26 protein-coding genes, 1 tRNA gene, 1 other RNA gene and 2 pseudogenes are annotated in these 21053 nt (G+C 33.2%); 24 read left to right on the top strand and 6 right to left on the bottom strand.

Going from position 1 to position 21053, the window contains the following annotated elements:
- The 16 genes and pseudogenes from J6V67_RS01030 to J6V67_RS00955 all read left to right on the top strand — a co-directional run.
- A pseudogene (locus J6V67_RS01030) lies at positions 1 to 442 on the top strand (hypothetical protein); the annotation flags it as partial.
- A complete protein-coding gene (locus tag J6V67_RS01025; protein ID WP_291857390.1) occupies positions 439 to 1482 on the top strand; it encodes a glycosyltransferase in 1044 nt (347 codons plus the stop codon). The pseudogene J6V67_RS01030 and the gene J6V67_RS01025, both read left to right, overlap by 4 nt.
- Positions 1479 to 2543, top strand: a complete 1065-nt coding sequence (locus J6V67_RS01020; protein WP_291857388.1) for a glycosyltransferase — start codon at positions 1479 to 1481, stop codon at positions 2541 to 2543. Before J6V67_RS01025 ends, J6V67_RS01020 begins: the two co-directional genes overlap by 4 nt.
- Entirely contained in the window at positions 2543 to 3664 is a 1122-nt protein-coding gene (locus J6V67_RS01015) for a glycosyltransferase (RefSeq protein WP_291857386.1), read from the top strand. The genes J6V67_RS01020 and J6V67_RS01015 overlap by 1 nt, the downstream gene beginning before the upstream one ends.
- On the top strand, positions 3648 to 5738 hold the full coding sequence (locus J6V67_RS01010; protein ID WP_291857384.1) for an STT3 domain-containing protein: 2091 nt from the start codon (positions 3648 to 3650) through the stop codon (positions 5736 to 5738). The genes J6V67_RS01015 and J6V67_RS01010 overlap by 17 nt, the downstream gene beginning before the upstream one ends.
- A gap of 3 nt (positions 5739 to 5741) precedes the next feature.
- Positions 5742 to 6857, top strand: coding sequence for a N,N'-diacetylbacillosaminyl-diphospho-undecaprenol alpha-1,3-N-acetylgalactosaminyltransferase (gene pglA / locus J6V67_RS01005; protein ID WP_291857382.1), 1116 nt, complete (start codon positions 5742 to 5744; stop codon positions 6855 to 6857).
- The gene (pglC, locus tag J6V67_RS01000) at positions 6850 to 7455 is read left to right on the top strand and encodes an undecaprenyl phosphate N,N'-diacetylbacillosamine 1-phosphate transferase (RefSeq protein WP_291857380.1); all 606 of its coding nucleotides are present in this window, start codon (positions 6850 to 6852) and stop codon (positions 7453 to 7455) included. The genes pglA and pglC overlap by 8 nt, the downstream gene beginning before the upstream one ends.
- Positions 7442 to 8023, top strand: coding sequence for a UDP-N-acetylbacillosamine N-acetyltransferase (pglD, locus tag J6V67_RS00995; RefSeq protein ID WP_291857378.1), 582 nt, complete (start codon positions 7442 to 7444; stop codon positions 8021 to 8023). The genes pglC and pglD overlap by 14 nt, the downstream gene beginning before the upstream one ends.
- Before the next feature lie 100 nt (positions 8024 to 8123).
- On the top strand, positions 8124 to 9017 hold the full coding sequence (locus tag J6V67_RS00990; protein ID WP_291857376.1) for a DMT family transporter: 894 nt from the start codon (positions 8124 to 8126) through the stop codon (positions 9015 to 9017).
- Positions 9018 to 9069: 52 nt separating this feature from the next.
- Positions 9070 to 9873, top strand: a complete 804-nt coding sequence (gene kdsA, locus J6V67_RS00985; RefSeq protein WP_291857375.1) for a 3-deoxy-8-phosphooctulonate synthase — start codon at positions 9070 to 9072, stop codon at positions 9871 to 9873.
- Entirely contained in the window at positions 9863 to 10189 is a 327-nt protein-coding gene (locus J6V67_RS00980) for a multidrug efflux SMR transporter (protein ID WP_291857373.1), read from the top strand. Before kdsA ends, J6V67_RS00980 begins: the two co-directional genes overlap by 11 nt.
- Positions 10186 to 10509, top strand: coding sequence for a multidrug efflux SMR transporter (locus J6V67_RS00975; protein WP_291857371.1), 324 nt, complete (start codon positions 10186 to 10188; stop codon positions 10507 to 10509). The genes J6V67_RS00980 and J6V67_RS00975 overlap by 4 nt, the downstream gene beginning before the upstream one ends.
- Before the next feature lie 9 nt (positions 10510 to 10518).
- Positions 10519 to 10989 (top strand): 6,7-dimethyl-8-ribityllumazine synthase, encoded by a 471-nt coding sequence (gene ribH, locus J6V67_RS00970; RefSeq protein WP_291857369.1) that lies wholly within the window; start codon positions 10519 to 10521, stop codon positions 10987 to 10989.
- A gap of 1 nt (position 10990) precedes the next feature.
- Positions 10991 to 11389: a transcription antitermination factor NusB gene (nusB, locus tag J6V67_RS00965; protein WP_291857367.1), complete on the top strand. Its 399-nt coding sequence runs from the start codon at positions 10991 to 10993 to the stop codon at positions 11387 to 11389.
- Positions 11386 to 12066 (top strand): orotidine-5'-phosphate decarboxylase, encoded by a 681-nt coding sequence (gene pyrF / locus J6V67_RS00960; protein ID WP_291857365.1) that lies wholly within the window; start codon positions 11386 to 11388, stop codon positions 12064 to 12066. The genes nusB and pyrF overlap by 4 nt, the downstream gene beginning before the upstream one ends.
- A 43-nt stretch (positions 12067 to 12109) precedes the next feature.
- Positions 12110 to 12200: transfer RNA gene (locus J6V67_RS00955), tRNA-Ser, on the top strand.
- Positions 12201 to 12925: 725 nt separating this feature from the next.
- Here J6V67_RS00955 and J6V67_RS00950 read toward each other — a convergent pair.
- A pseudogene (locus J6V67_RS00950) lies at positions 12926 to 13248 on the bottom strand (cell filamentation protein Fic); the annotation flags it as partial.
- Positions 13241 to 13480: a hypothetical protein gene (locus tag J6V67_RS00945; RefSeq protein ID WP_291857363.1), complete on the bottom strand. Its 240-nt coding sequence runs from the start codon at positions 13478 to 13480 to the stop codon at positions 13241 to 13243. The gene J6V67_RS00945 and the pseudogene J6V67_RS00950, both read right to left, overlap by 8 nt.
- A 142-nt stretch (positions 13481 to 13622) precedes the next feature.
- Here J6V67_RS00945 and J6V67_RS00940 point away from each other — a divergent pair, with 142 nt between their 5' ends.
- Entirely contained in the window at positions 13623 to 13766 is a 144-nt protein-coding gene (locus J6V67_RS00940) for a hypothetical protein (protein ID WP_291857361.1), read from the top strand.
- An 85-nt stretch (positions 13767 to 13851) separates the two neighbouring features.
- Here J6V67_RS00940 and J6V67_RS00935 read toward each other — a convergent pair whose 3' ends face one another.
- The 4 genes from J6V67_RS00935 to J6V67_RS00920 form a co-directional block, all read right to left on the bottom strand.
- Complete coding sequence (locus J6V67_RS00935) at positions 13852 to 14124, bottom strand: AAA family ATPase (protein WP_291857359.1); 273 nt, start codon at positions 14122 to 14124, stop codon at positions 13852 to 13854.
- An 84-nt stretch (positions 14125 to 14208) separates the two neighbouring features.
- Positions 14209 to 14349, bottom strand: coding sequence for a hypothetical protein (locus J6V67_RS00930; RefSeq protein ID WP_291857358.1), 141 nt, complete (start codon positions 14347 to 14349; stop codon positions 14209 to 14211).
- A 189-nt stretch (positions 14350 to 14538) separates the two neighbouring features.
- Positions 14539 to 14901: a transfer-messenger RNA gene (ssrA, locus tag J6V67_RS00925) on the bottom strand.
- A 46-nt stretch (positions 14902 to 14947) separates the two neighbouring features.
- Positions 14948 to 15364, bottom strand: a complete 417-nt coding sequence (locus J6V67_RS00920) for a phosphorelay protein (protein ID WP_291857356.1) — start codon at positions 15362 to 15364, stop codon at positions 14948 to 14950.
- Between the two features lie 83 nt (positions 15365 to 15447).
- Between J6V67_RS00920 and panB the strand changes: the two genes are divergently transcribed.
- Genes panB through J6V67_RS00885 form a run of 7 tightly spaced genes read left to right on the top strand, consistent with a single transcriptional unit; the run spans position 15448 to position 20834 of the window.
- Positions 15448 to 16242, top strand: coding sequence for a 3-methyl-2-oxobutanoate hydroxymethyltransferase (gene panB / locus J6V67_RS00915; RefSeq protein WP_291857354.1), 795 nt, complete (start codon positions 15448 to 15450; stop codon positions 16240 to 16242).
- Positions 16226 to 16537 carry a rhodanese-like domain-containing protein gene (locus J6V67_RS00910; RefSeq protein WP_291857352.1) on the top strand — a complete coding sequence of 104 codons (312 nt, stop codon included), beginning with the start codon at positions 16226 to 16228 and terminating at the stop codon, positions 16535 to 16537. The genes panB and J6V67_RS00910 overlap by 17 nt, the downstream gene beginning before the upstream one ends.
- A 9-nt stretch (positions 16538 to 16546) precedes the next feature.
- A complete protein-coding gene (ruvB, locus tag J6V67_RS00905; protein WP_291857350.1) occupies positions 16547 to 17575 on the top strand; it encodes a Holliday junction branch migration DNA helicase RuvB in 1029 nt (342 codons plus the stop codon).
- A gap of 22 nt (positions 17576 to 17597) precedes the next feature.
- On the top strand, positions 17598 to 18671 hold the full coding sequence (locus J6V67_RS00900) for an ABC transporter permease (RefSeq protein ID WP_291857392.1): 1074 nt from the start codon (positions 17598 to 17600) through the stop codon (positions 18669 to 18671).
- Complete coding sequence (locus J6V67_RS00895) at positions 18668 to 19393, top strand: ABC transporter ATP-binding protein (RefSeq protein WP_291857348.1); 726 nt, start codon at positions 18668 to 18670, stop codon at positions 19391 to 19393. The genes J6V67_RS00900 and J6V67_RS00895 overlap by 4 nt, the downstream gene beginning before the upstream one ends.
- 3 nt (positions 19394 to 19396) lie before the next feature.
- On the top strand, positions 19397 to 20266 hold the full coding sequence (locus tag J6V67_RS00890) for an MlaD family protein (protein ID WP_291857347.1): 870 nt from the start codon (positions 19397 to 19399) through the stop codon (positions 20264 to 20266).
- Positions 20238 to 20834 carry a hypothetical protein gene (locus tag J6V67_RS00885; protein WP_291857344.1) on the top strand — a complete coding sequence of 199 codons (597 nt, stop codon included), beginning with the start codon at positions 20238 to 20240 and terminating at the stop codon, positions 20832 to 20834. Before J6V67_RS00890 ends, J6V67_RS00885 begins: the two co-directional genes overlap by 29 nt.
- Positions 20835 to 21053 lie beyond the last annotated feature (219 nt).

Here is a 21053-nt window from a genome sequence, read left to right as displayed (position 1 = left end):
TTCTCGTCCATTAATTAGTATAAATTTGATCACTGATAGACTTAAAAAACCAGCACTTGTAACGCTATTTATGGCTGTTTGCGTATTTTGTATACAACTTATTGGGCTTAGTTTTTTTGAGTTTGGACTCAAAGAGATAGCAACTACAATAACCATTGGAATTGCGCTTAAGATTAGTCTGTTTGATATTGCAAATGCTGGGGCAAATTTGGGACTAAAACTAAGTACATTTTATCCAATCTATATAAAATGTCTTGTTGTTTTTGCTTTAATTACTGGAATAATTTACCCTATTTCAAATATGTTAAGTGTAACTAATTGGCTAGAGTTTTTACTCTGTTGTACTTTGATGAGCGGGCTTGGTTATTTAGTAGGGTTTGTTATGATATTTAATTCAGCACAAAGGGCGATATTTATAGCTAAAATTAGGGGGCGTTTTTGAAGATTGGATTTGTGATTTCTACGCTTGGATTTGGTGGGGCAGAACGGGTGCTAAGTGTTTTAGCAAATAATTTAAGTTCTAAGCATGAAATAACTATTTTTAAATTTGATAGCAAGGCGCCATTTTATGAAATTGATGAGCAAGTGCGTGTAGTAAGCCTAAGCTTACAAAATAGCGGTATTTTAGGTAATCTCAAAAGAGTAATTAGCAAGATTTTTGTATTGCGTAAGATTTTTAAAAGTGGTGAGTTTGATCTTATAATTAGCTTTATGGATAGTACAAATTTATTATGTTTAATGGCAAATTTAGGCTTAAAACAGCGGCTAATAATATCAGAACATAGCGAACATAGCTTTTTATCTTTAAAGTGGAGAGTGGCTAAAAGATTACTATATCCATTTTGTGATGCTTTATCACTTTTGAGCAAAAACGATTATGAATATTATAAATATGTCAAAAATCGTGCAGTGATTTATAATCCATTTTTTGGAGAGGTTGGTGCTGATTTTGATGAAAGTAAAAAAGAAAATTTAATAATTTTTGTTGGTAGACTTGAGAGTGTAAAAGGGTGCGATATATTTTTAAATTCACTTAAATTTTGCAATATTGGAGATTTTAGTGTGGAGATTTGTGGAGATGGAAGTGAGTTTGAAAAATTTAAAAGCGAGTTTGAAAGTAATAGGGTTAAATTTAAAGGAAGCGTAAGCGATATATCAAGCTATTATAAGCGAGCTAAAATTATAGTTTCAAGCTCAAGAAGCGAAGGATTAGGAAATGTATTAATTGAGGCGTGCTTTTATAAGGTTGCTAGAATTGCTACACCTACAGTTGGTGCATGTGAATTAATAGAAGATGGTAAAAATGGGCTAATAAGCAGCGATTTTACCCCACAAAGTCTAGCTAAAAAGCTAAATTTGGCTATACAAGATGAGAATTTAAGAGCTAAGATTGCTCAAAATGGTTATAAAAATAGAGCTAGTTTTATGCCTCAAAATATCACTCAAGAGTGGTTAAATCTTATAAATAGAGTGTTAAAATGAAAATTATGTTAGTAATTTCTGCACTTAGAAATGGTGGAGCTGAGCGTGTAGTAGAGCTTTTAAGCCATGAGTTAAGTAAAAATTATGAGATTGAGACCATCTACTTTGAAGAGAATCAAAATCACTATAAAATTAGTGGTAAGCTTACTCATTTAGATATTTATAATCAAAAAGGCTGGTTAAGCAAATTTAGTAAATTTTTAAAAATTAGATCCTATATAAAGAGTGCAAAACCTGATATTATAATCACTTTTATGGATCAAACTAATATAAATGTGTTAATTGCCACAGCATTTATGGGGCAAAAAATTATAGCCACTGAACATGTAAGTTATGATTTGCTAAGTTCTCAAATTTGGCGAAAAATTCGAAATTTTAGCTATAGATTTTGCGATGCATTAGTAGTCTTAAGTAAAAGAGATAAAGATTATTATAGTTTTGTTAAGCATTGTGAAATAATATATAATCCGCTATTTATGGTTGAAAACTTAGCTAAAATTTCATCAAATTTAGGTGTTAATTTAGCTAAAAAAGAGAAACTTATTTTAAGTGTTGGTAGGCTTGAAGCAGTAAAAGGCTATGAGCTATATCTAAATGCTTTAGCTCTTGTAGATAAAAATTTGTTAAAAGATTATAAAATCGCTATTGCAGGTGAGGGGTCTCAAAGACAAAATTTAGAAAATTTAGCTAAAAATTTAAATTTAAATATTGAATTTTTAGGTCATATTAAGAGCGTTGAGACTCTCTATCAAAGGGCTGAGATTTTGGTTTTGCCTAGCCTTAGTGAGGCTTTTGGTAATGTGTTAAATGAAGCTGCAGCTTATAAAGTTGCTAGAATATCTACACCCACAGCTGGAGCTATGGAGATTTTATCTCATAGAAAAGATGCTTTAATTGCTAAAGATTTTAGTCCTAAGGCACTAAGTGAATGCATAAGTGAAGTTCTAAGCGATCCAAATTTAAAAGAAAATTTGGTAAAAAATATAAATTTAACTAAATTTACTCCAAAAAATATTATCTCTCAATGGAGTGAATTAATCGGTAAATTAAAAGGAAAATAATGAAAAAATTAGCAGTATTTATATATTCAATGGCTGGCGGTGGAGCTGAGCGTGTGGTGTCAAATCTGCTTAGTGAATTAGTAGGGCGTTATGAGATTTATCTAATTTTAATGAATGATCGCATAGCCTACCCAATCCCGCATGATGTTAAAATATATTATTTGGAGAATTCTAAGCCTTTTGAAAATGGACTGATTAAATTTGCAAAATTACCATTTTTGGCATTAAAATATAAGCGACTTTGCCGAGCACTTGGTGTGGATTTGCACTTTGTATGGATGAATCGCCCTTGTTATGTTGCAGCTTTAGCTAGAATTTTAGGAGATAAACGCCCATTAGTGCTAAATGAGTGTTCAACACCATCGGTACTGTATGCTAATGATACGCTAAAGTCTAAGATTAGTAAATTTTTACTTAAATGGCTATATCCAAAAGGTGATTTTATCTATCCAAATAGTCTTGGCAATTTGGCTGATTTGCGGGATAATTTTGGCATTGATGAGCGTAAAATGAGAGTGCTATATAACGCACTTGATCTTGATGATATTGCTCGTAAATCTAGTGAACCTATAGAATTTAAGGGAGAATTTTTCTTAAGTGTTGGGCGGCTTGATAGCGGTAAAAACCATGAACTTTTAATTAGAGCCTATGCTGGACTTAAAAATTGCGATAAATCTTTAATAATCTTAGGTGATGGTGTTTTGCGTTCTAGACTTGAAAATCTAATAAAAGAGCTAAATTTAGAAGATAGAGTCTTTTTACCTGGCTTTGATAATAATCCATATAAATATATATCAAAATGTTATGCATTTGTATTTGTGAGTCTTTTTGAAGGGTTTTCAAATGCTTTAATTGAGGCTTTAGCATGCGGTAAGCTAGTAATTACAAGTGAGCATAAAAGTGGAGCAAAAGAGCTAATAGGGGAGAATGAGTGGGGTTATTTGGTTCCTGTAGGCGATCAAGATGCTACACAAAAAGCTATGCAAAGAGCTATTGATGAGCCAAATTTTGTCAAATTTTATGAAAAAAACGCTATCATAAGAGCTAAAGAATTTGACAAAAAAATAATAGCTAAAAATCTTATAAATGAATTAGAGGAGATATATGCAACTTCTAAATAGATATCAAATTTTAATATTTATAATAATTGCCTACCTTTTTGCTTTGTTATGCCGTATGGAGTGGGTATTGTGGGCTGGAGGTTATAGCGATTTTATCTGGAATAATCAGCTGATGATTAGCACAAATGATGGATATGCTTATGCTGAGGGCGCTAGAGATATGATAGCTGGATTTCACCAGTCAAATGATCTTAGCTACTATGGCACATCGCTTTCTACATTGACATTTTTGCTTTGTAAGGTTTTGCCATTTAGCTTAGAGACTATTATGGTCTATTTAAGCATATTTTTAGCCTCGCTTATTGTAGTGCCAATGATTTTAATAGGCAAAGAATTTGGGGATGCTAAGCCGTTTTTTGTTGCTAGTTTAATAGCAAGTATTGCAAATAGTTATTATAATCGCACGATGGCTGGGTATTATGATACTGATATGTTAGTAATTGTACTACCTCTTTTTGCTATTTGGGGAATAATCAGACTACATTTTAAAGGCGATTTGGTATCTTTTTTAATTATCTCGCTTTCGATGCTAGCATATAATTGGTGGTATCCATCTAGCTATACTTTATGTGTGGCGATGACGCTATTTTATGCTATTTATACTGTAGTTTTAGAACGTAGAAATTTAAAGAATTATCAAGCGATTTTATTTATGATTTTAGCTATTACTGCTGCGCCTTATGTAGTTAGATTGGGGCTAATTATAGCGCTTTTTGGCTTGATTTATTTTAGAGCAAATTTACTTAGCGTTAGGGTTATGATTGGGCTTTTTGTATCTGTTTTGGCGCTATTTGTTGTATTTGGTGGAATAAATCCGATATGGTTTCAGGCTAAATTTTATCTATTTAGAAGTCTTGGTGATAGTAGTTCAGTATCATTTTATTTTTATAATGTTAATCAAACAATTATGGAATCTGGGCGAATTGATTTAGATCTATTTACTCAGCGTATTAGCGGACATTGGAGTGTGTTTATTGCCGGTGTAATTGGCTATGTTTTGCTGTGCTTTAAATTTAGAATATTTTTAGTAGCTATTCCAATGGTTGGTCTTGGTTTTTTAGCACTTAAAGGTGGGCTAAGATTTACGATTTATGCTGTACCGATTGTGGCGATGGGATTTGGATATTTATTATATTATTTACTCAAAAGAGCCAAAATAGCAAAGATAAATTTAATAGCTTTTATTATTACAGTAGTAGCGTTGATTCCATCTATTATTCATATATATTATTACAAACCATCAAGCGTACTATTTAAAACTGAAGTAAATGTTTTAGATAAGCTTGGCAAGATTGCAAAAAGAGATGATTATACCTTAGCATGGTGGGATTATGGTTATGCGATTAGATATTATAGCGATACAAAAACATTAATTGATGGGGGCAAGCATTTAGGTAGAGAAAACTATGCAGTTAGTTATGCTTTAACTATGCCGCCGCTAAATTCTGCTAATATGGCACGATTAGAGGTTGAATATACTGAAAAAGGCTATACGCAAAACTTTGGCGGTAAGAATTTAGAGCAAATTTTAAAAGATTATAACTATATCGAGCTTGGAGAATTTTTAAGTGATATTAAAAAAGAGACCTTTAGTCCGCCTCTAAAGAGTCGTGATATATATTATTTCTTACCTGATAGAATGATGGGAATTTTCCCAGTTGTAGCTAAATTTAGTCGCCTTGATCTACTAAATGGCAAGGAGTGGGCTGAACCATTTTTTGTGATTGCGACCAATTTTGCTCAAACCCAAAATGGAATTGCTTTAGATAATGGTATAATTATCTCAAATGATGCTACACATATTGAGCTAGGTGGGCAAAAATTTAGGGTAAATAGTTATATTGAAACTAAATATGATGAAAATATGAAGTTAAATAAAACTATTCATAATATAGATAATTTAGCTGATATTTATCTGATTTATATGGTTGATTATGGGCGATTTGTTATAATGGATAGGGAGATGTTTAATAGTAGCTATGTTCAACTTTTTGTGCTAGAAAATTACGCTGATACACCATTTGAGCCTATTATTTTAGATCCAGCGGCTAAAGTATATAAACTTAAAAGGTAGAGCGTGGTAATAGGGTTTTTATCTCACTCGGATATGAGTATTTATCACTTTCGTTTGCCAATAATGAGAGCATTAAAGGCGCTTGGACATGAAGTAATTGCTATTGCGCCAAAAGGAGAGTATAGCAGTCTTATTGGTGCTGAGTTTAAGCTAGTGCATTATGATATTGATAAGGCTAGTTTAAATCCTCTTAAAGTTTTTAAAGATACAGCAAATTTAGCTAGACTTTTAAGCGGGTTAAATTTAGATATGCTCCAAACATCAGCACATAAATCAAATGTATTTGGGACACTTGCAGCTAAGCAAGCAGGCGTAAAATGCGTGATAAATTTAGTAGAGGGATTAGGTAGCTTTTATATATCCAATACATTAAAAAGTAAGATTATAAGAGCAGTTATTGAAGGGCTATATTTTATCACATTTAGACTATCAAGGGCTACGATTTTTGTCAATGATTCAGATCCAAACTATATGCTAAGCCATCATCTAATCCCAAAAAACAAGATAAAACGAATCAAAAGTGTAGGAGTAGATGCAAGTGAATTTGACCCACAAAAAGTAACGCCATATGATTTTAAAAGCGATAAGAAAATCGTTTTAATGATAGCTAGAGCGTTAAAAGATAAAGGGGTGATGGAATTTTATGAAGCAGCTAAGATCTTAAGTGGGCGTAAAGATTGCGAGTTTGTATTTGTAGGTTCAAGTGATTTAGGTAATACATCTAGTCTAGATGAGGATTTTTTACGCTCACCATATGTGCGTCATATAGGCTGGAGTGATAAGGTAGCAAATATGCTCTCATCGTGCTATCTCTTTACTTTACCAAGTTATAAAGAGGGTTTTCCACGTACGGTGTTAGAGGCAATGAGTATGGCAAAACCATCAGTTGTAAGTGATTGCGATGGCTGTAAGGAAGCAATAACTGATGGTTTGCATGGTTTAATTTGTAAAGCTAGAGATGCTAATGATTTAGCTATAAAAATATCTAAGTTGCTCGATGATGAAAAAGAAGCTACAAAGATGGGGCAAAATGCTAGAAATACTGTACTAAAACACTATAACCAGCCGATAATTACGGCAAAATATATTGAGTTTTATAAGGAAATTGCGAGTGTATAGATATTTTTTTAAGCGGATTTTTGATATTTTAGGGGCGTTAATTTTAATAATCTTAACTGCACCAGTGATGGCGTGGGCATATTTTGCAATTAAAAAACATCTTGGAGCGCCTGTAATATTTACCCAAGCACGACCCGGTAAAAATGCTAAAATTTTTAAAATTTATAAATTTCGCTCTATGAGCGATGCTCGTGATGAAAATGGTAATTTGCTTAGCGATGAGGTTCGACTTGGAGAATTTGGAAAGAGGATTAGAGCGCTTAGTATAGATGAGCTTCCGCAGCTTTTTAATGTTTTAAAAGGCGATATGAGCTTTATTGGACCACGACCATTGTTAGTGGAGTATTTGCCGCTATATTCTAAAGAACAGAGTCGTCGCCATAATGTCCGTCCAGGAATTACAGGCCTTGCGCAGGTAAATGGTAGAAATGCTATTAGCTGGAAGCAAAAATTTGAATTTGATACATATTATGCTGATAATCTAAGTCTAAATTTAGATATTAAAATTGCTTTTTTAACCATTAAAAAGGTGATAAAAAAAGATGGAATAAATAAAGATGGTATGGTAACTACGGAGAAATTTAGTGGCAATAACTAGTCTGTATATCTATGGAAATGGTGGCCACGCTAAAGTTGTAGCTGATATAGCTCGTATTAATGGTTATAATGATTTAATATTTTTAGATGATGCAAATGGAGTGAAATTTAGCCCTAAATTGCCCAAATATCCTATAATCATAGCTATTGGCAATACTATAGCTAGGGAGCGACTTCAAAGGCTTGTAGTTGAAAGTGGATTTGAGTTAGCTACACTCATCCACCCAAGCGCTATTATTAGCACTAGTGTAAAAATTGGTGCTGGCAGCGTGGTAATGCCTAGGGCTATTATCAATGCTAATAGCATAATTGGAGATGGTGTTATCATAAATAGTGGTGCTATAGTAGAACATGATTGCATAATCGGCAATTTTGCGCATATTTGCCCTGGTGTGGTCTTAGCAGGCGGTGTAAGTATTGGTGAGCGTACTTGGATAGGGATTGGTTCGAGTATTATTCAAGGGATTAAAATCAAATCAGATATAACTATTGGAGCTGGTAGCGTGGTAGTATCTGATATAGATAGTGGTAGTATAGCTTATGGTAATCCATGTAAGGTGCGAAGGTAAATTGGGTTTAATGAGTGATTGTGATATTGATCTTAAATTCAATGAAATTTAACCAATATTTTATTTTAAAATTTAAAGTAAAACCGGATATAAAATAAAAATGAGATATAACAGATTTTTAATTCGCCATTTAGGTATATATTATATGCTTATTGCCTCTTTGCTTTTTGCTGGGACTGGAGCGTTATCTAAAATTTTAAGTAGCGAGCTAAGTTCTATTGAGATTGTCTTTTTTCGTAATATCATAGGTCTTGGGCTAATAATTTGGATGATTTATAAAAGGCCGCTTCATCAAGCTGGTGGCAAGTTTTGGCTACTTGCTTTTCGTGGAATTATTGGGACAATTGGGCTGTATGCATTTTTTTACAATATTGCTCATATAGACCTTGCAACAGCCTTTACATTTTCTAAGACTAGTCCAATTTTTACAGCACTGTTAGCTGCTTTTATTTTTAAAGAGAGGCTTAGTTACCTTGGTTGGTTTGCGATTTTTATTGGATTTATTGGAATTTTATTTATCATTGAACCAACTCTTGGCGTAAGTAAAGATGAGTATATAGGACTACTTAGCGGGATTGGTGCGGCTCTTGCTTATACTAGTATTAGAGGACTTAGAAAGCACTATGATACTCGTGCTATTGTATTATCATTTATGCTATGTGGGAGCGCTATTCCTTTATTGTCTATGATTATAGGAAGTTTTTATTATAAGCCAGATTTGGATTTTTTAATAAGTCCATTTGTTATGCCTAGTTTAACTAGCTGGGTAATGGTGATAGTAATGGGATTACTAGCCACTGGATTTCAAATTTATCTAACCAAAGCTTACGCAGCAAGTAAAAAAGCTGGCGTTGTAGCAGCTGTAGGCTATAGCGATGTAGTATTTAGTATGATTTTTGGGTTAATTTTGGGTGATGCCCTGCCTGATGTGTGGGCATTTTTAGGTATTGGAATGATTATTGGTGCTGGAATTTTAGTTGCTCGTGAGCGGTAATTTAGCAATATTTGGGTATAATCATAGCCAAAATAAAATTTAAGGTATTAAAATGATATTAATAGCAGGACCTTGTGTTATTGAGAGTAGAGATTTGGTATTTAAAGTTGCTAGTAAGCTTAGAGAATTTGCAAATTTAGATTGGATAGATTTTTATTTTAAATCTAGTTTTGATAAAGCTAATCGAACAAGTATTAGTAGCTTTAGAGGGCCAGGACTTGATGAGGGTTTAAAAATTTTAGATGAGGTTAAGCGTGAGTTTGGCTTTAAAATCTTAACAGATATCCACGAAAGCTATCAAGCTAGCCCAGTAGCTCAGGTGGCCGATGCATTACAGATACCAGCGTTTTTATGTCGTCAAACTGATTTGCTTGTAGCAGCAGCTAAAACAGATGCAATGGTAAATATTAAAAAAGGTCAATTCCTAAGCCCTGATGCGATGAAACACAGCGTCAAAAAAGTCTTAGAAACTCGTGGTGTAAGTGAGTTTGGTTATGAAGTAGCTAAGGCAAATGGGGTATTTTTATGTGAAAGAGGTTCTACATTTGGCTATGGAAATTTAGTTGTAGATATGAGAAGCTTGCCTATTATGAGAGAGTTTGCTCCAGTTGTGTTTGATGCTACTCATAGCGTTCAAATGCCAAGTGCTAATGGTTCTACAAGTGGCGGAGATAGCAGATTTGTACCATATCTTGCTAGGGCTGCAGCTGCTGTGGGCGTGGATGGATTCTTTTATGAGACTCATATTAACCCATGTGAGGCTATGTGTGATGGGCCAAATATGCTAAATCTTGAAGCTCTTAAGGCAAATATAGAACAGATCAAAAAAATCAAGGACGCCTTAGGTGAACAATAAAGGCTTCCTTTGGGTCATTAGCGGAGCTAGCGTTGAGGCTGGTTGGGCCTATGGTTTAAAGTATGCTAATGCGCCACTTGAGTGGGTTGCTACTGCTTTGCTTGTTTGTTGTAGTTTTTGGGCATTTATGATGAGCTTTAAGTATCTTAGCGCAAGTGTAGCCTATACTATGTTTATTGGATTTGGGACAATTTTTATTGTAGGTGCTGAGATAGTTACAAACTATTTTAATAATCAAAGCATTAGTTTTCTTAGAATTTTATTTATTTTGCTTATTATTATTGGTGTTCTAGGTCTTAAAAGGAGTGAGACGTGATATATACGGCTGCTCTTCTTGGTGCTGGAGTTTGCGAGGTTTTAGGCGTTGTATTTTTAAACCAAATGGCAAAAAGTAAAAATATCAAAAAGATTGCACTTTTTATACTTATAGTAGTAACTTTTGGAATATCTTTAAGCCTGCTTGGCTTTGCGATGAATGTATTGCCAATGTCAATAGCCTACTCAGTTTGGACTGGAATTGGAGCTGTTGGAGCTGTTGGGGTTGGAGTAATATTTAATGGTGAAAAGGTAGGTGTAAAAAAAGGAGTTTATCTATTTTTGATAATTTTTAGTGTAATAATGTTAAAATTAATATAAGGAGTTACGATGAATATAATAGAAGGAAATTTAACCCTAAAAGGAAATGAGAAAATAGCTATAATCAATGCTAGATTTAATCATATTATAACTGATAGACTTGTAGAAGGTGCAAAAGATGCATTTTTGCGTCATGGCGGCAAGGAAGAAAATCTATCTTTGATCTTAGTTCCTGGTGCGTTTGAGATACCAATGGCTCTACAAAAAGCTCTAGAAAGCGGTAAATTTGATGCTGTAGTATGTGTTGGGGCTGTTATTCGTGGTTCTACTCCGCACTTTGATTATGTTAGCGCAGAAACCACCAAAGGCGTAGCAAGTATGACGCTAAAATATGCTAAACCAGTAACTTTTGGTGTATTAACAGTTGATAATCTAGAACAAGCTATAGAAAGAGCTGGTTCAAAAGCTGGAAATAAAGGTTTTGAAGCGATGGCTGGGGTGATTGAATTACTTAATTTATATGAAAATTTAAAGGGATAAAATGGCTACTAGACATCAAGTAAGACAGTGCGTAGTAAGCCTACTCTATGCTCAAGAGATGGGTAGTGAGATGGAGCATTTTAGTGATGAATTCTTAGAAGAAAAAAAGATAAGAAACGATCAAAAGAGCTTTACGATTAGTTTATATAATGGTATTTTGGATAATCTATCTAGCATTGATGAGCAGCTAGATAACTATCTTGGTAAGTGGAAAATAAGCGAGATAGGCAGCGTAGAAAGGCAAATTCTACGTCTTGGAGCTTATGAGATGAGATATAGCGATATAGATTCAGCTATTGCAATTAATGAGGCTGTGATGTTAGCAAGCGAATTAGCAAGCGAATCATCTATTAAACTGATAAATGGCGTTTTAGATGCTATTGCAAAGGATAAAAAGTGAAACTCTGCGTTGCTTTAGATATGGCAAAAAAAGATGAATGCCTAACTCTAGCTAAAGAGCTTAAAGGGCTTGATTTGTGGCTAAAGGTTGGGCTTAGAGCCTATCTTCGAGATGGGGCAAAATTTATAGAAGAGTTAAAAAGTATCAGTGATTTTAAAATCTTTTTAGATCTTAAAATCTATGATATACCAAATACTATGGCTGATGCTTGTGAGGTAGTCTCTAGAGTTGGCGCTGATATGATAAATATCCACGCTAGCGCTGGGGAAGTAGCTATGAAAACAGTAATGGATAGATTGAATGCTTTGCCTAGTAGGCCGCTAGTATTGGCAGTATCGGCTCTTACTAGCTTTGATGAGAGCGGATTTAAAGCTGTGTATAACTCTAATATTCAAAATAGTGTAGTTAATATGTCTCAAATGGCATACGCAAGCGGCCTAGATGGTATGGTTTGCTCAGTATATGAGAGTTTGGCTATTAAAGAGGCTACTAGTAGAGAGTTTTTAACCTTAACACCAGGTATTAGGCCATTTGGCGAGGATAATGCAGATCAAAAAAGAGTAGCTGATCTAGCTACTGCGGTGCAAAATCAAGCTGATTTTATAGTAGTTGGTAGGCCTATATATAAAGCAAATAGTCCAAAAGAGATCGCTCAAAGGATTTTAGAGCATATTTAAGCAGTTTTTAAGTAAAAAGCTTGTATAATTTCAGTTCTTTTTAGGACAGATGGGTGAGCGGCTGAAACCACACCCCTGCTAAGGGTGCAAGTCTTAATCGGGCTTCGAGGGTTCAAATCCCTCTCTGTCCGCCACTTAAAGAAATTCTTATTTTTATCCAAATCCTTTTTTAAGTTTTTAGCAGTATTATTTAATAAAAAGCATATTATTCAAATTTGATTAATATTTATCTCATCTCTAATTATCTATATTATTTTGGCTTGAAAGTCGATATATTTTTATTTAATTTATTATTTGAATATCTAAACTCTTTTGAGCTTAAAGCTATCTTTTGATAATGCAAATTTAAAATAGATGCAGTATATTAAGAATATACCGCATCTAGATCGCTACCTAAACTATCATAGCTAAATAATATAGCTATTTTCTCATCTGAGTATATACATAATCTGCTAATACTTGCATAATAGTATTATATTTTGTTTTATCTTGGAATAATGAAATGTATGCTTCTTGTGATTGCATATAGCTTTCTTGAGCGACATTATTAAATATTTTAGATTCAGTTGCTTTTGCAAATTTTCATCTTTAAAATAACTTTGAATAAAGCTTCTCATAAAGGCTTGAACTTCAGGCGATAAAGTTGTAAACTTTCTACTGTTTTAGCTATTGATTTAATTGTATTTTTAACAAATTTAGATGTGTTATCAATTCCTTTTATATATCCTTCACTAGCTGAATTTTTAATCAACTCGCTAAGCATAGATATATCTTGAAAATTTTAGCCGTTCTATCTAGGTTGAAAGAATTTAAAGCAAAAGCATATTGTATGCTATTTAAATCATATTTAGAAAAATTTAATTTTAGAATATTTCTTTAATTCATTACCTGGGACAAAATGTTGGTTGCCTTTTAAAAATACTCCATCTAGCCCAATATCAGTTCTATCAAGACTAGCAAATGTATATATATCCTCAAAAAGTTTTTTATGTATATCTTTTAAATGTTGATAGTCAAAATTGCCTTTAATTGGATTAAGTTCTAACTCCAATTGTTTTTTAATGTAATTTCTCTTTCTCGTTCATTTAGTTCTACTAAATTTATCGCACCTACCAAATTAGAATCTAAAAGCTGTCTATCAAAATCATTTTCTGGGATACCATCATCTAAAAATTTAAACACTTACACCCCATTCTTTTTTATATTCAGCGATTATTTCATCAGCTGTTTTTTCATTTTTTGCAATTTTTATCATATCAATAATGTCTCTTTCATTTGCAAACATATTTTCAATAGCGTGTCCGCAAACGGTAGATTTTATAGCTCTATATTGCTCTTTAGTTAAATCATCTTTATATTTATCAAGTATAGCTAAGCTCTCTTCTAAGCTATGAACTTCTGGATATTTATTCATCTATTTTCCTTTCTAAGACTTCTGTTTTATAGGATATTTAAATTTTTATGATGGATTATATAGCATATATTCTTATGATGTCAATAGATTAAGTTAAATATAAGTATTTTGTAAAATACATTTTGTAAGTTTTTATAGAGATATGCGATGCCTAAATACAAGCCATCAAAGAACTCAAGCAGACAACAGAGTAGATATAGATAACGCTCAAAATAGCATAAATTCTAAAATATTAATCAAAGAGATAAAAATCAGCAAAATATTTATCAACCGACAAAACCTATAGATCAAATTACTCCAAACAATATAAATAAATCCAAAAATAAAAGCAATGAAATGAAAATTTAAATTAAGATAAAGTATAAATCACCTCAATAAGTCAATTTTGTATTTATTTGTATTTTCATATTAAAGCTGGCGCCACTATTTAAAAATTTATTTCTCATAGCAATAGCTAATTTACCTGCTTTATTTTGTATGTATGAGCTTTCGTAATTACCTAATTCCTTTGCTAACTCATCGCTATTTACTCTATAACCATAAAAATCATTTTTTAAAAGCTGATTAATGTAAAATGTGCTTTTGCCACTCCCATTCACTCCAGCAAAAATATATAATTGTTTAGTATCTTTTATATTATCCATATAGTAAAACCTTTTATATTGAGATTTTGATTTTATTATATTCTTATTTTACCTAATTCAATCTTTTTTATCATAAATAGCAAACTAAAAAACCTTGCTCCCTTTATGATTAATATAAATTTCAAGCTCTTTAGGATTTCCTATAACAACAAAATATCTTTTATCTCTGATTTTTAAAAGCTCGATATCTTTATCGCTCAAACAAGCCTTTGAAATATTAGCCATAATAACTCCTTTAATAGTGACTTATTAAAATAGTAGTGACCTAATTAGTAGTAAAATTTTTTGAGAATTAATGATATTTTTTAAAATTAATTGAGAAAAAACAGCACTAGAAAACTCTCTCCAAGTATGAAAAATAGGCAATAAAATTGAATAAATAAAAAAGGATTTGAATAGATATAAGATATTAAATGGTGGAGGTGTGCGGGATCGAACCGCAGTCCAAAAACAGCCACATCACAGCCTCTACACGCTTAGTAGAAGTGAAAAATTCACCTAGCCTTGCTCACTTCCCAAAACAATTAGCCAAGCTAAGACTAAATTTCACTTCACTGCTCGTCAAACAGCAAAGCTACACTATCTAAAGGGTTGCTCGCCAATCTGGATAGATAGTATCACCAAATAGCAAGGCTCAACTGAACTTACGCAGCTTTAGCGTAAGCAGGAGCAAAGTTAACGTTATTTGCGTTTAATTTTAATTTAGGCTTTATAAGCTATGCCCAAAGCTGCGTGCCACCGTGACCCAACCACTCCTGTCGAAGCCAAGTCACCCCCGTAAAAACCGTAAATGATATTCAAATTTGACTTAAAAGCTAATAAATTAATTAAAAATTTCATTTGGAATAGCTATAATTTTAGGATTTAGAATTCTTAAATATATCTCATCGTTTTCGATATCATCTAAGTAGCCTTGCATCTGATCAGCAACTAAAAGTAACCAGTCAATAAGCTCATTTGATGCAGTAACTCCTGTTCCACGCTTAGATTTTAGTTTTGCTGTGATATCTTCAGCTAGCGTAGTTAGTTTGACTACTGGGGTTAGTTCTAAGTATTGGCTTGCAGTTTTGATATTGTGAAAAATTCTATTAAGCTCATAGCTACTAGCATCAAATTCATCATTCCTACCCAAATTTACGATGAGCTTATCAAGTAATCCATTCATCACGCCAAAGTGTGTTAAATAGTCCTCGATAATGTCTAGATCGTAATCTGCTTCTAGCTGTTTTAATAAACCCATCATTTGCTCTTTTGCTTTTTGTCAAATTGTAACAAAATTTAAGTTAAATTTAGTAAAATATTTCAAAAATTTAAAGGAAAAAAGTGAAAAAAATAAAAATCGATGATCTAATCGCAAAGAAAAATAGAGAAAAAATCGTAATGATCACAGCTTATGATGCACTTTTTGCAAGGCTTTTTGATGAGTTTGCTGATATGATTTTAATCGGTGATAGCCTAAATATGAGTTTCGGTGGTTCTAGCGAGACTTTAGGTATTAGTGTTGATGAGATGATATATCACGCAAAAGCTGTTGAGAGAGGTGCTAAAAGAGCCTTTTTGGTTGTAGATATGCCATTTGGTTCTGCTATTACACCAAAGATTGCTTTAAAAAATGCGGTAAAAATTTATAAAAATACTTGTTGTGATGCTGTTAAAATCGAAGGCGGTAAGGAGATGGCAAAAACAATAAGTCTATTAAATCAAAATGGAATTGCTGTTATTGCTCATATTGGGCTAAAGCCTCAGCTATCACGCCAAGAGGGCGGATATAAAGTCGCTGGTAGAGATGAGGAAGCTGCGCAATCTATAATTGAAGATGCTTTAGCACTTGAAAAAGCTGGAGCTAAAATGGTATTAATAGAAGGCGTGCCAAGCGAGCTTGGTAAAAGAGTTACACAAGCACTGAAAGTGCCTACAATTGGCATTGGTGCTGGGGCTGATTGCGATGGGCAGGTATTAGTGTGGAGCGATGCGTTTGGGTTTTATGATGAGTTTAAGCCTAAATTTGTAAAAAGATATATGGATGGGGCAAAGATGGTGCGTGAAGCTATGAAAAATTACGCTGATGATGTAAGAAGTATTAAATTTCCAAGTGCAGAATATGAATATAGCAAATAGTAAGATAATAGATATCCGCTTGCCTAGTGAGTGGCTAGAATTTGGGATTTTAGAGGGGTCGCATTTGATTACATATGCGAATTTAAGTGGCAAGGTTAATCCTCTTTTTGTAAGTTCTGTGGAGAATATTTTTAAAAAAGATGATGAATTTTATCTTATGTGTGCTACGGCAAATAGATCTAAAGATGCGATGAAGTTGCTACAAAAGCACGGATTTAAAAATGTAAAAGAGATTAGAGGCGGGGCGTATTATTATGAAAAAATGGGCGCTAAATTTGATAAATTTGAGTTATAGGACTAGAATTTGGATAGGATTGTAGAGATTGAGCGGGTAAATTTTGAAGCTGAGTATGAGGTTAGTCTAAGGCCTTCAAGCTTTGAGGAGTATATAGGTCAAGATAAGATTAAAGCAAATTTAGAAGTATTTATAACCGCAGCAAAAAAGCGTGGCGAGTGCTTAGACCACGCATTGTTTTATGGACCGCCAGGACTTGGCAAGACTACACTAGCGCATATAATTGCTTCAAAAATGGGAGCAAATATTAAGATAACTTCAGCGCCAATGATAGAAAAAAGTGGCGATCTAGCTGCAATTTTGACCAATCTAGAAGAGGGCGATGTGCTTTTTATTGATGAGATTCATCGCCTTAGTCCAGCTATCGAAGAGGTTTTATATTCTGCAATGGAGGATTTTAGGCTTGATATTATTATAGGTAGTGGTCCAGCAGCGCAAACTATAAAGATTGATATCCCTAAATTTACTCTAATTGGAGCTACAACTAGAGCAGGAATGATCTCAGCGCCTCTTCGTGATCGCTTTGGGATGCAGTTTAGATTGCAGTTTTATAGCGCTGATGAGTTGGGGCAGATTATCAGTCTAGCTGCTAAAAAGCTTGGTAAAAGCTCACATAAGGAGGCTAGCTTAGAGATAGCAAGGCGTAGCCGTGGAACGCCTAGAATTGCGCTTAGGTTACTTAGAAGAATTCGGGATTTTGCTGATGTGGCTGATGAGAGTAGTATTAGTTGCCAAAGAGCTAAAATGGCGCTTGATAGCCTTGGGGTAAATGAACTAGGATTTGATGAGATGGATCTTAAATATCTAAATATCTTAGCCTATTCTACTAGGGCGCTTGGGCTTTCTACTATTGCTGCAGCTTTAAGCGAAGATGAGGGTACTATAGAGGATGTGATCGAGCCATATTTATTAAGTAATGGTTATATTCAAAGAACAGCAAAGGGGCGAATTTTAAGCGATCAAACCTATAAAATGTTTGGCAAAACACCACCAGTGCATATAATGAGTGAGTCTGAAAAAGGGCTTTTTGATCAGTAGGTTGATTTAAGATTTTAAAGCAATTAAAATGGGGAAATTTAAATTAGATAAAACTACTCTTAAGCTTGTTGGAATTTGGGATTATAAAGCACCAAAATCCCAACTAAAAGAGTTAAAAAAACTAAAAATAGAGAAGCTAGATTTAGAAAATTTAGAGCATATTGATTATGCGATGGCAATTTTTATCTCAAAAAATTTTGGAGATTTTAATCTGATTAATTCAAATGATAAATTTGATAAAATCTTTGCTTTAGTACGTGATAATAGTATTTTGGGGCTAAAAATTTACAAACCAAGCAATATAAATTCACTTGAGAAAATTGGCAAAATACTTATTGATATGCGGCTAAATATTATTAATTTTTGTATATTTTTGGGGCAGTTTTTATTTTCACTTTTAGATGGGATTAAAAAACCTACTAAAATTCGGTTTGCTGAATTATCTAATCATATAGTTAGCGCTGGTTTTGGGGCTATAGGAATTGTAGGGCTTACAAGTTTTTTAATTGGGGTAGTGTTGGCCTATCAAGGGGCAAGTATGCTTAGTCAGTTTGGAGCTAGTATTTATGTAGTTGATATTATGGGTATTATGACGCTGCGTGAGGTTGGGCCGCTTATTGCTGCGATTGTGATTGCTGGACGCTCTGCGTCTAGTTATACAGCGCAAATTGGAGTTATGAAAATAACTGAGGAGATTGAAGCGATGAATACAATGGGCTTTGATCCATTTAAATTTATCGTTATGCCTAGGATTATGGCGCTGATAATCGCTGTACCACTAGTAGTATTTTTGGCTAATGCTATTAGTATTTTTGCTCAGATGATTGTATGTAAGATTTATTTAGATTTTAGCTTTTATGAATATTTACAAAGATTTAAAGAGAGTGTAGAACTTAGGCATTTTTTTGTTGGAATGCTTAAGACGCCGTTTTTTGGCGCAATTATAGGGCTGATTGGGTGTATGAGAGGATTTGAGGTAAGTGGTAGCACTAGCAGTGTAGGCGAGCTAACTACTAGAAGCGTGGTAAATGCTATATTTTGGATTATTGCGTTAGATGCTCTATTTTCAGTGATTTATACAGAGCTTAAGATATGATAGTTTGTAAAGATATAGTAACTACCTATGGTGGCAAAGTGATACACGATGGGGCAAATTTTCATATAAAAAGTGGTGAAATTTATGGCCTTTTAGGTGGATCTGGAAGTGGTAAAACTACACTACTTAAAACTATGATATTTTTAAAAAAACCAGCTAGTGGTAGTGTAAAAATTGGCGGCGTTGATATCTGGAGAGCCTCGCAAGAAGAACAACAAAATATTAAGCTGCAAATGGGTGTTATGTTCCAGTTTGGTGCACTTTTTAGCAATATGAATGTACTTGATAATATTGGAATTATGCTTAAAGAGTATAGCAAATTTGATTCAAGCGACATTGATGAGATTGCTAAAATGTGGCTCATAAAAGTAGGCCTTAAGCCAAATGCAATGAGTCTATATCCTAGCGAGTTAAGCGGTGGAATGAAAAAACGAGTAGCTTTAGCTCGAGCTTTAGCGCTCAGTCCTAAAGTTTTATTTTTAGATGAGCCAAATTCTGGTCTAGATCCTATCAGTGCTAGAGCAATGGATAGATTAGTATGTGAGCTGCGTGATAGTCTTGGGATTACTGTAGTAATGGTAACACACGATATAGATAGTATTTTTGGAATTTTAGATAGGTTTTTGATAGTTGATAATAAAAGTATCGTTTTTGAAGGGGATTTAAAACAGGCTTTAGCATTTAAAGATAATCCCCTAAAAGATCTATTTTTGATGAGGTAGGAGATGGAAAATAAAAATTCATATTTTATAGCTGGACTATTTTTTTGCTTAGTTGTAGGGTTTATTGGAATATTTTTATTATTTATGCAAGGATATAATAGCAAGGAGACAAGGGATTACTACATAGTTACAAAAGAGCTGCCAAATGGGATTAAAAAAGATGGCGAGGTGCGATTTATAGGTGTGCCAGTAGGGCATATAAGAGATATATACTTTAGCGATCCACGCTCAGCAACGATTGAGATTTGGCTTAGTATAGATGAGAATTTGCCTATTAAAACTGATAGTCAAGCCATTGTAGAACGCTCAGGTATTAGTGGAATTGCTCATATAAATATTACTAAAGGTAGCGATACGGCTAGAATTTTTAATAAAAATGAAAGAGCTCAAATTAGCTTAGGTGAGGGTTTATTGGATAAAATAGGCTCAAGAACGGCAAATTTAACCGTAAGTTTAGATAAAATCGCTAGTAAAATCGATGAAGCCTTAAGGCAAGAAAATTTAGATAAATTGATAAATTCAATCAATAAAATAAATTTGCTAATGAATGTTATCGCAAGCGATAAAAATTTAGATAAAATCGATGGAATTATCGATAATTTACATGTTGTTTCTCAAGATTTAAATAGAGCAGATTTAGATAAGCTAGCAGCAAATTTGGATAAAGCTATAAACAATATAAATACAGCATGGAATAATATCGATAAGCGTATAAATAGTGGCCAGATCGATTTTAAAACTATGCTAGCACCAACTATTAATTCTGCGCAGCAAAGCATAGATGAACTAAATGATTTAGCAGAACAAATAAAAAATAATCTAAATAATTTGGAGGATAATCCTTATGAATTTTTCTTTAAAAATAGAGATTAAAAGCACTATTTTAGCAGTGATTTTTGGCGTATTAATGTCTGGTTGTTTAGCCAAAGATGCGCCAAAATTAAGCTATTATGAGTTGGGATATAATAACGATAGTAATGCAACTCAAATTTGTGATAGAAGAGCTGATTTAATGCTAAATTTGGCCTATATCAAAGTACAAGATGGTTACAATAGTCGTGATATTATTACAAAAGATGGTATAAATGTATCAAAAATGAATAATGCAAAATATATCGCTAGCCCCAAAGATATGTTAAAAAAAGCACTTGTATTATATTTAAATAGCAATTGCTATTTAAAATTAAGCAGTGATGCAAGTTTGCAAATGGGATTAAATATTACTGAAATGAGTATTCAACCAAGATATGCATTTATTCAGATTGCACTAGAGCTAAGCCAAAATGGCAAGGTAATAGCAAATGAGATAATTAGTGCTAAAAAAAGCTTTGATGATTTAAATAATGCTACGAGCAGTGAAAATATTGCAATGAGTGCTATGAATCTAGCACTAGAAAATGCTTTATGGCAAATTCATCAAGCAGCATTAAGATATAGATAAATGCTATACTCACCCTAGCGCAACCCAATCTTGCTAGGGTGACTCTAATGCTAAAACCTAAAATTATCTATAAACCCAAACCATTAAATTCACTCTTATCCTCTAACCAACCTACTAAATATTCTAAAACACACAAATTTAATTACACCCCCATAATATTTTAATATTTCACCAATTCTAATCCAAATCCCACTATAAAAATTATCAAATACCCAAGTC

Source organism: Campylobacter sp., assembly GCF_017646085.1.
Classification (GTDB): domain Bacteria; phylum Campylobacterota; class Campylobacteria; order Campylobacterales; family Campylobacteraceae; genus Campylobacter.
The sequence above is the reverse complement of the archived record's forward strand: the minus strand, read 5'-3'. Positions and strand labels throughout refer to the sequence as shown.

Coding starts and splice junctions, on each gene's coding strand:
- J6V67_RS00940 (WP_291857361.1), top strand. CDS start 13,623: ATGCGATGCCTAAATACAAGCCATCAAAGAACTCAAGCAGACAACAGA.
- J6V67_RS00935 (WP_291857359.1), bottom strand. CDS start 14,124: ATGGATAATATAAAAGATACTAAACAATTATATATTTTTGCTGGAGTG.
- J6V67_RS00945 (WP_291857363.1), bottom strand. CDS start 13,480: ATGAATAAATATCCAGAAGTTCATAGCTTAGAAGAGAGCTTAGCTATA.
- J6V67_RS00885 (WP_291857344.1), top strand. CDS start 20,238: ATGAATTTTTCTTTAAAAATAGAGATTAAAAGCACTATTTTAGCAGTG.
- J6V67_RS00910 (WP_291857352.1), top strand. CDS start 16,226: ATGAATATAGCAAATAGTAAGATAATAGATATCCGCTTGCCTAGTGAG.
- J6V67_RS01010 (WP_291857384.1), top strand. CDS start 3,648: ATGCAACTTCTAAATAGATATCAAATTTTAATATTTATAATAATTGCC.
- kdsA (WP_291857375.1), top strand. CDS start 9,070: ATGATATTAATAGCAGGACCTTGTGTTATTGAGAGTAGAGATTTGGTA.
- J6V67_RS00920 (WP_291857356.1), bottom strand. CDS start 15,364: ATGGGTTTATTAAAACAGCTAGAAGCAGATTACGATCTAGACATTATC.
- nusB (WP_291857367.1), top strand. CDS start 10,991: ATGGCTACTAGACATCAAGTAAGACAGTGCGTAGTAAGCCTACTCTAT.
- J6V67_RS01015 (WP_291857386.1), top strand. CDS start 2,543: ATGAAAAAATTAGCAGTATTTATATATTCAATGGCTGGCGGTGGAGCT.
- ribH (WP_291857369.1), top strand. CDS start 10,519: ATGAATATAATAGAAGGAAATTTAACCCTAAAAGGAAATGAGAAAATA.
- J6V67_RS00930 (WP_291857358.1), bottom strand. CDS start 14,349: ATGGCTAATATTTCAAAGGCTTGTTTGAGCGATAAAGATATCGAGCTT.
- J6V67_RS01020 (WP_291857388.1), top strand. CDS start 1,479: ATGAAAATTATGTTAGTAATTTCTGCACTTAGAAATGGTGGAGCTGAG.
- J6V67_RS00895 (WP_291857348.1), top strand. CDS start 18,668: ATGATAGTTTGTAAAGATATAGTAACTACCTATGGTGGCAAAGTGATA.
- J6V67_RS00890 (WP_291857347.1), top strand. CDS start 19,397: ATGGAAAATAAAAATTCATATTTTATAGCTGGACTATTTTTTTGCTTA.
- J6V67_RS00990 (WP_291857376.1), top strand. CDS start 8,124: ATGAGATATAACAGATTTTTAATTCGCCATTTAGGTATATATTATATG.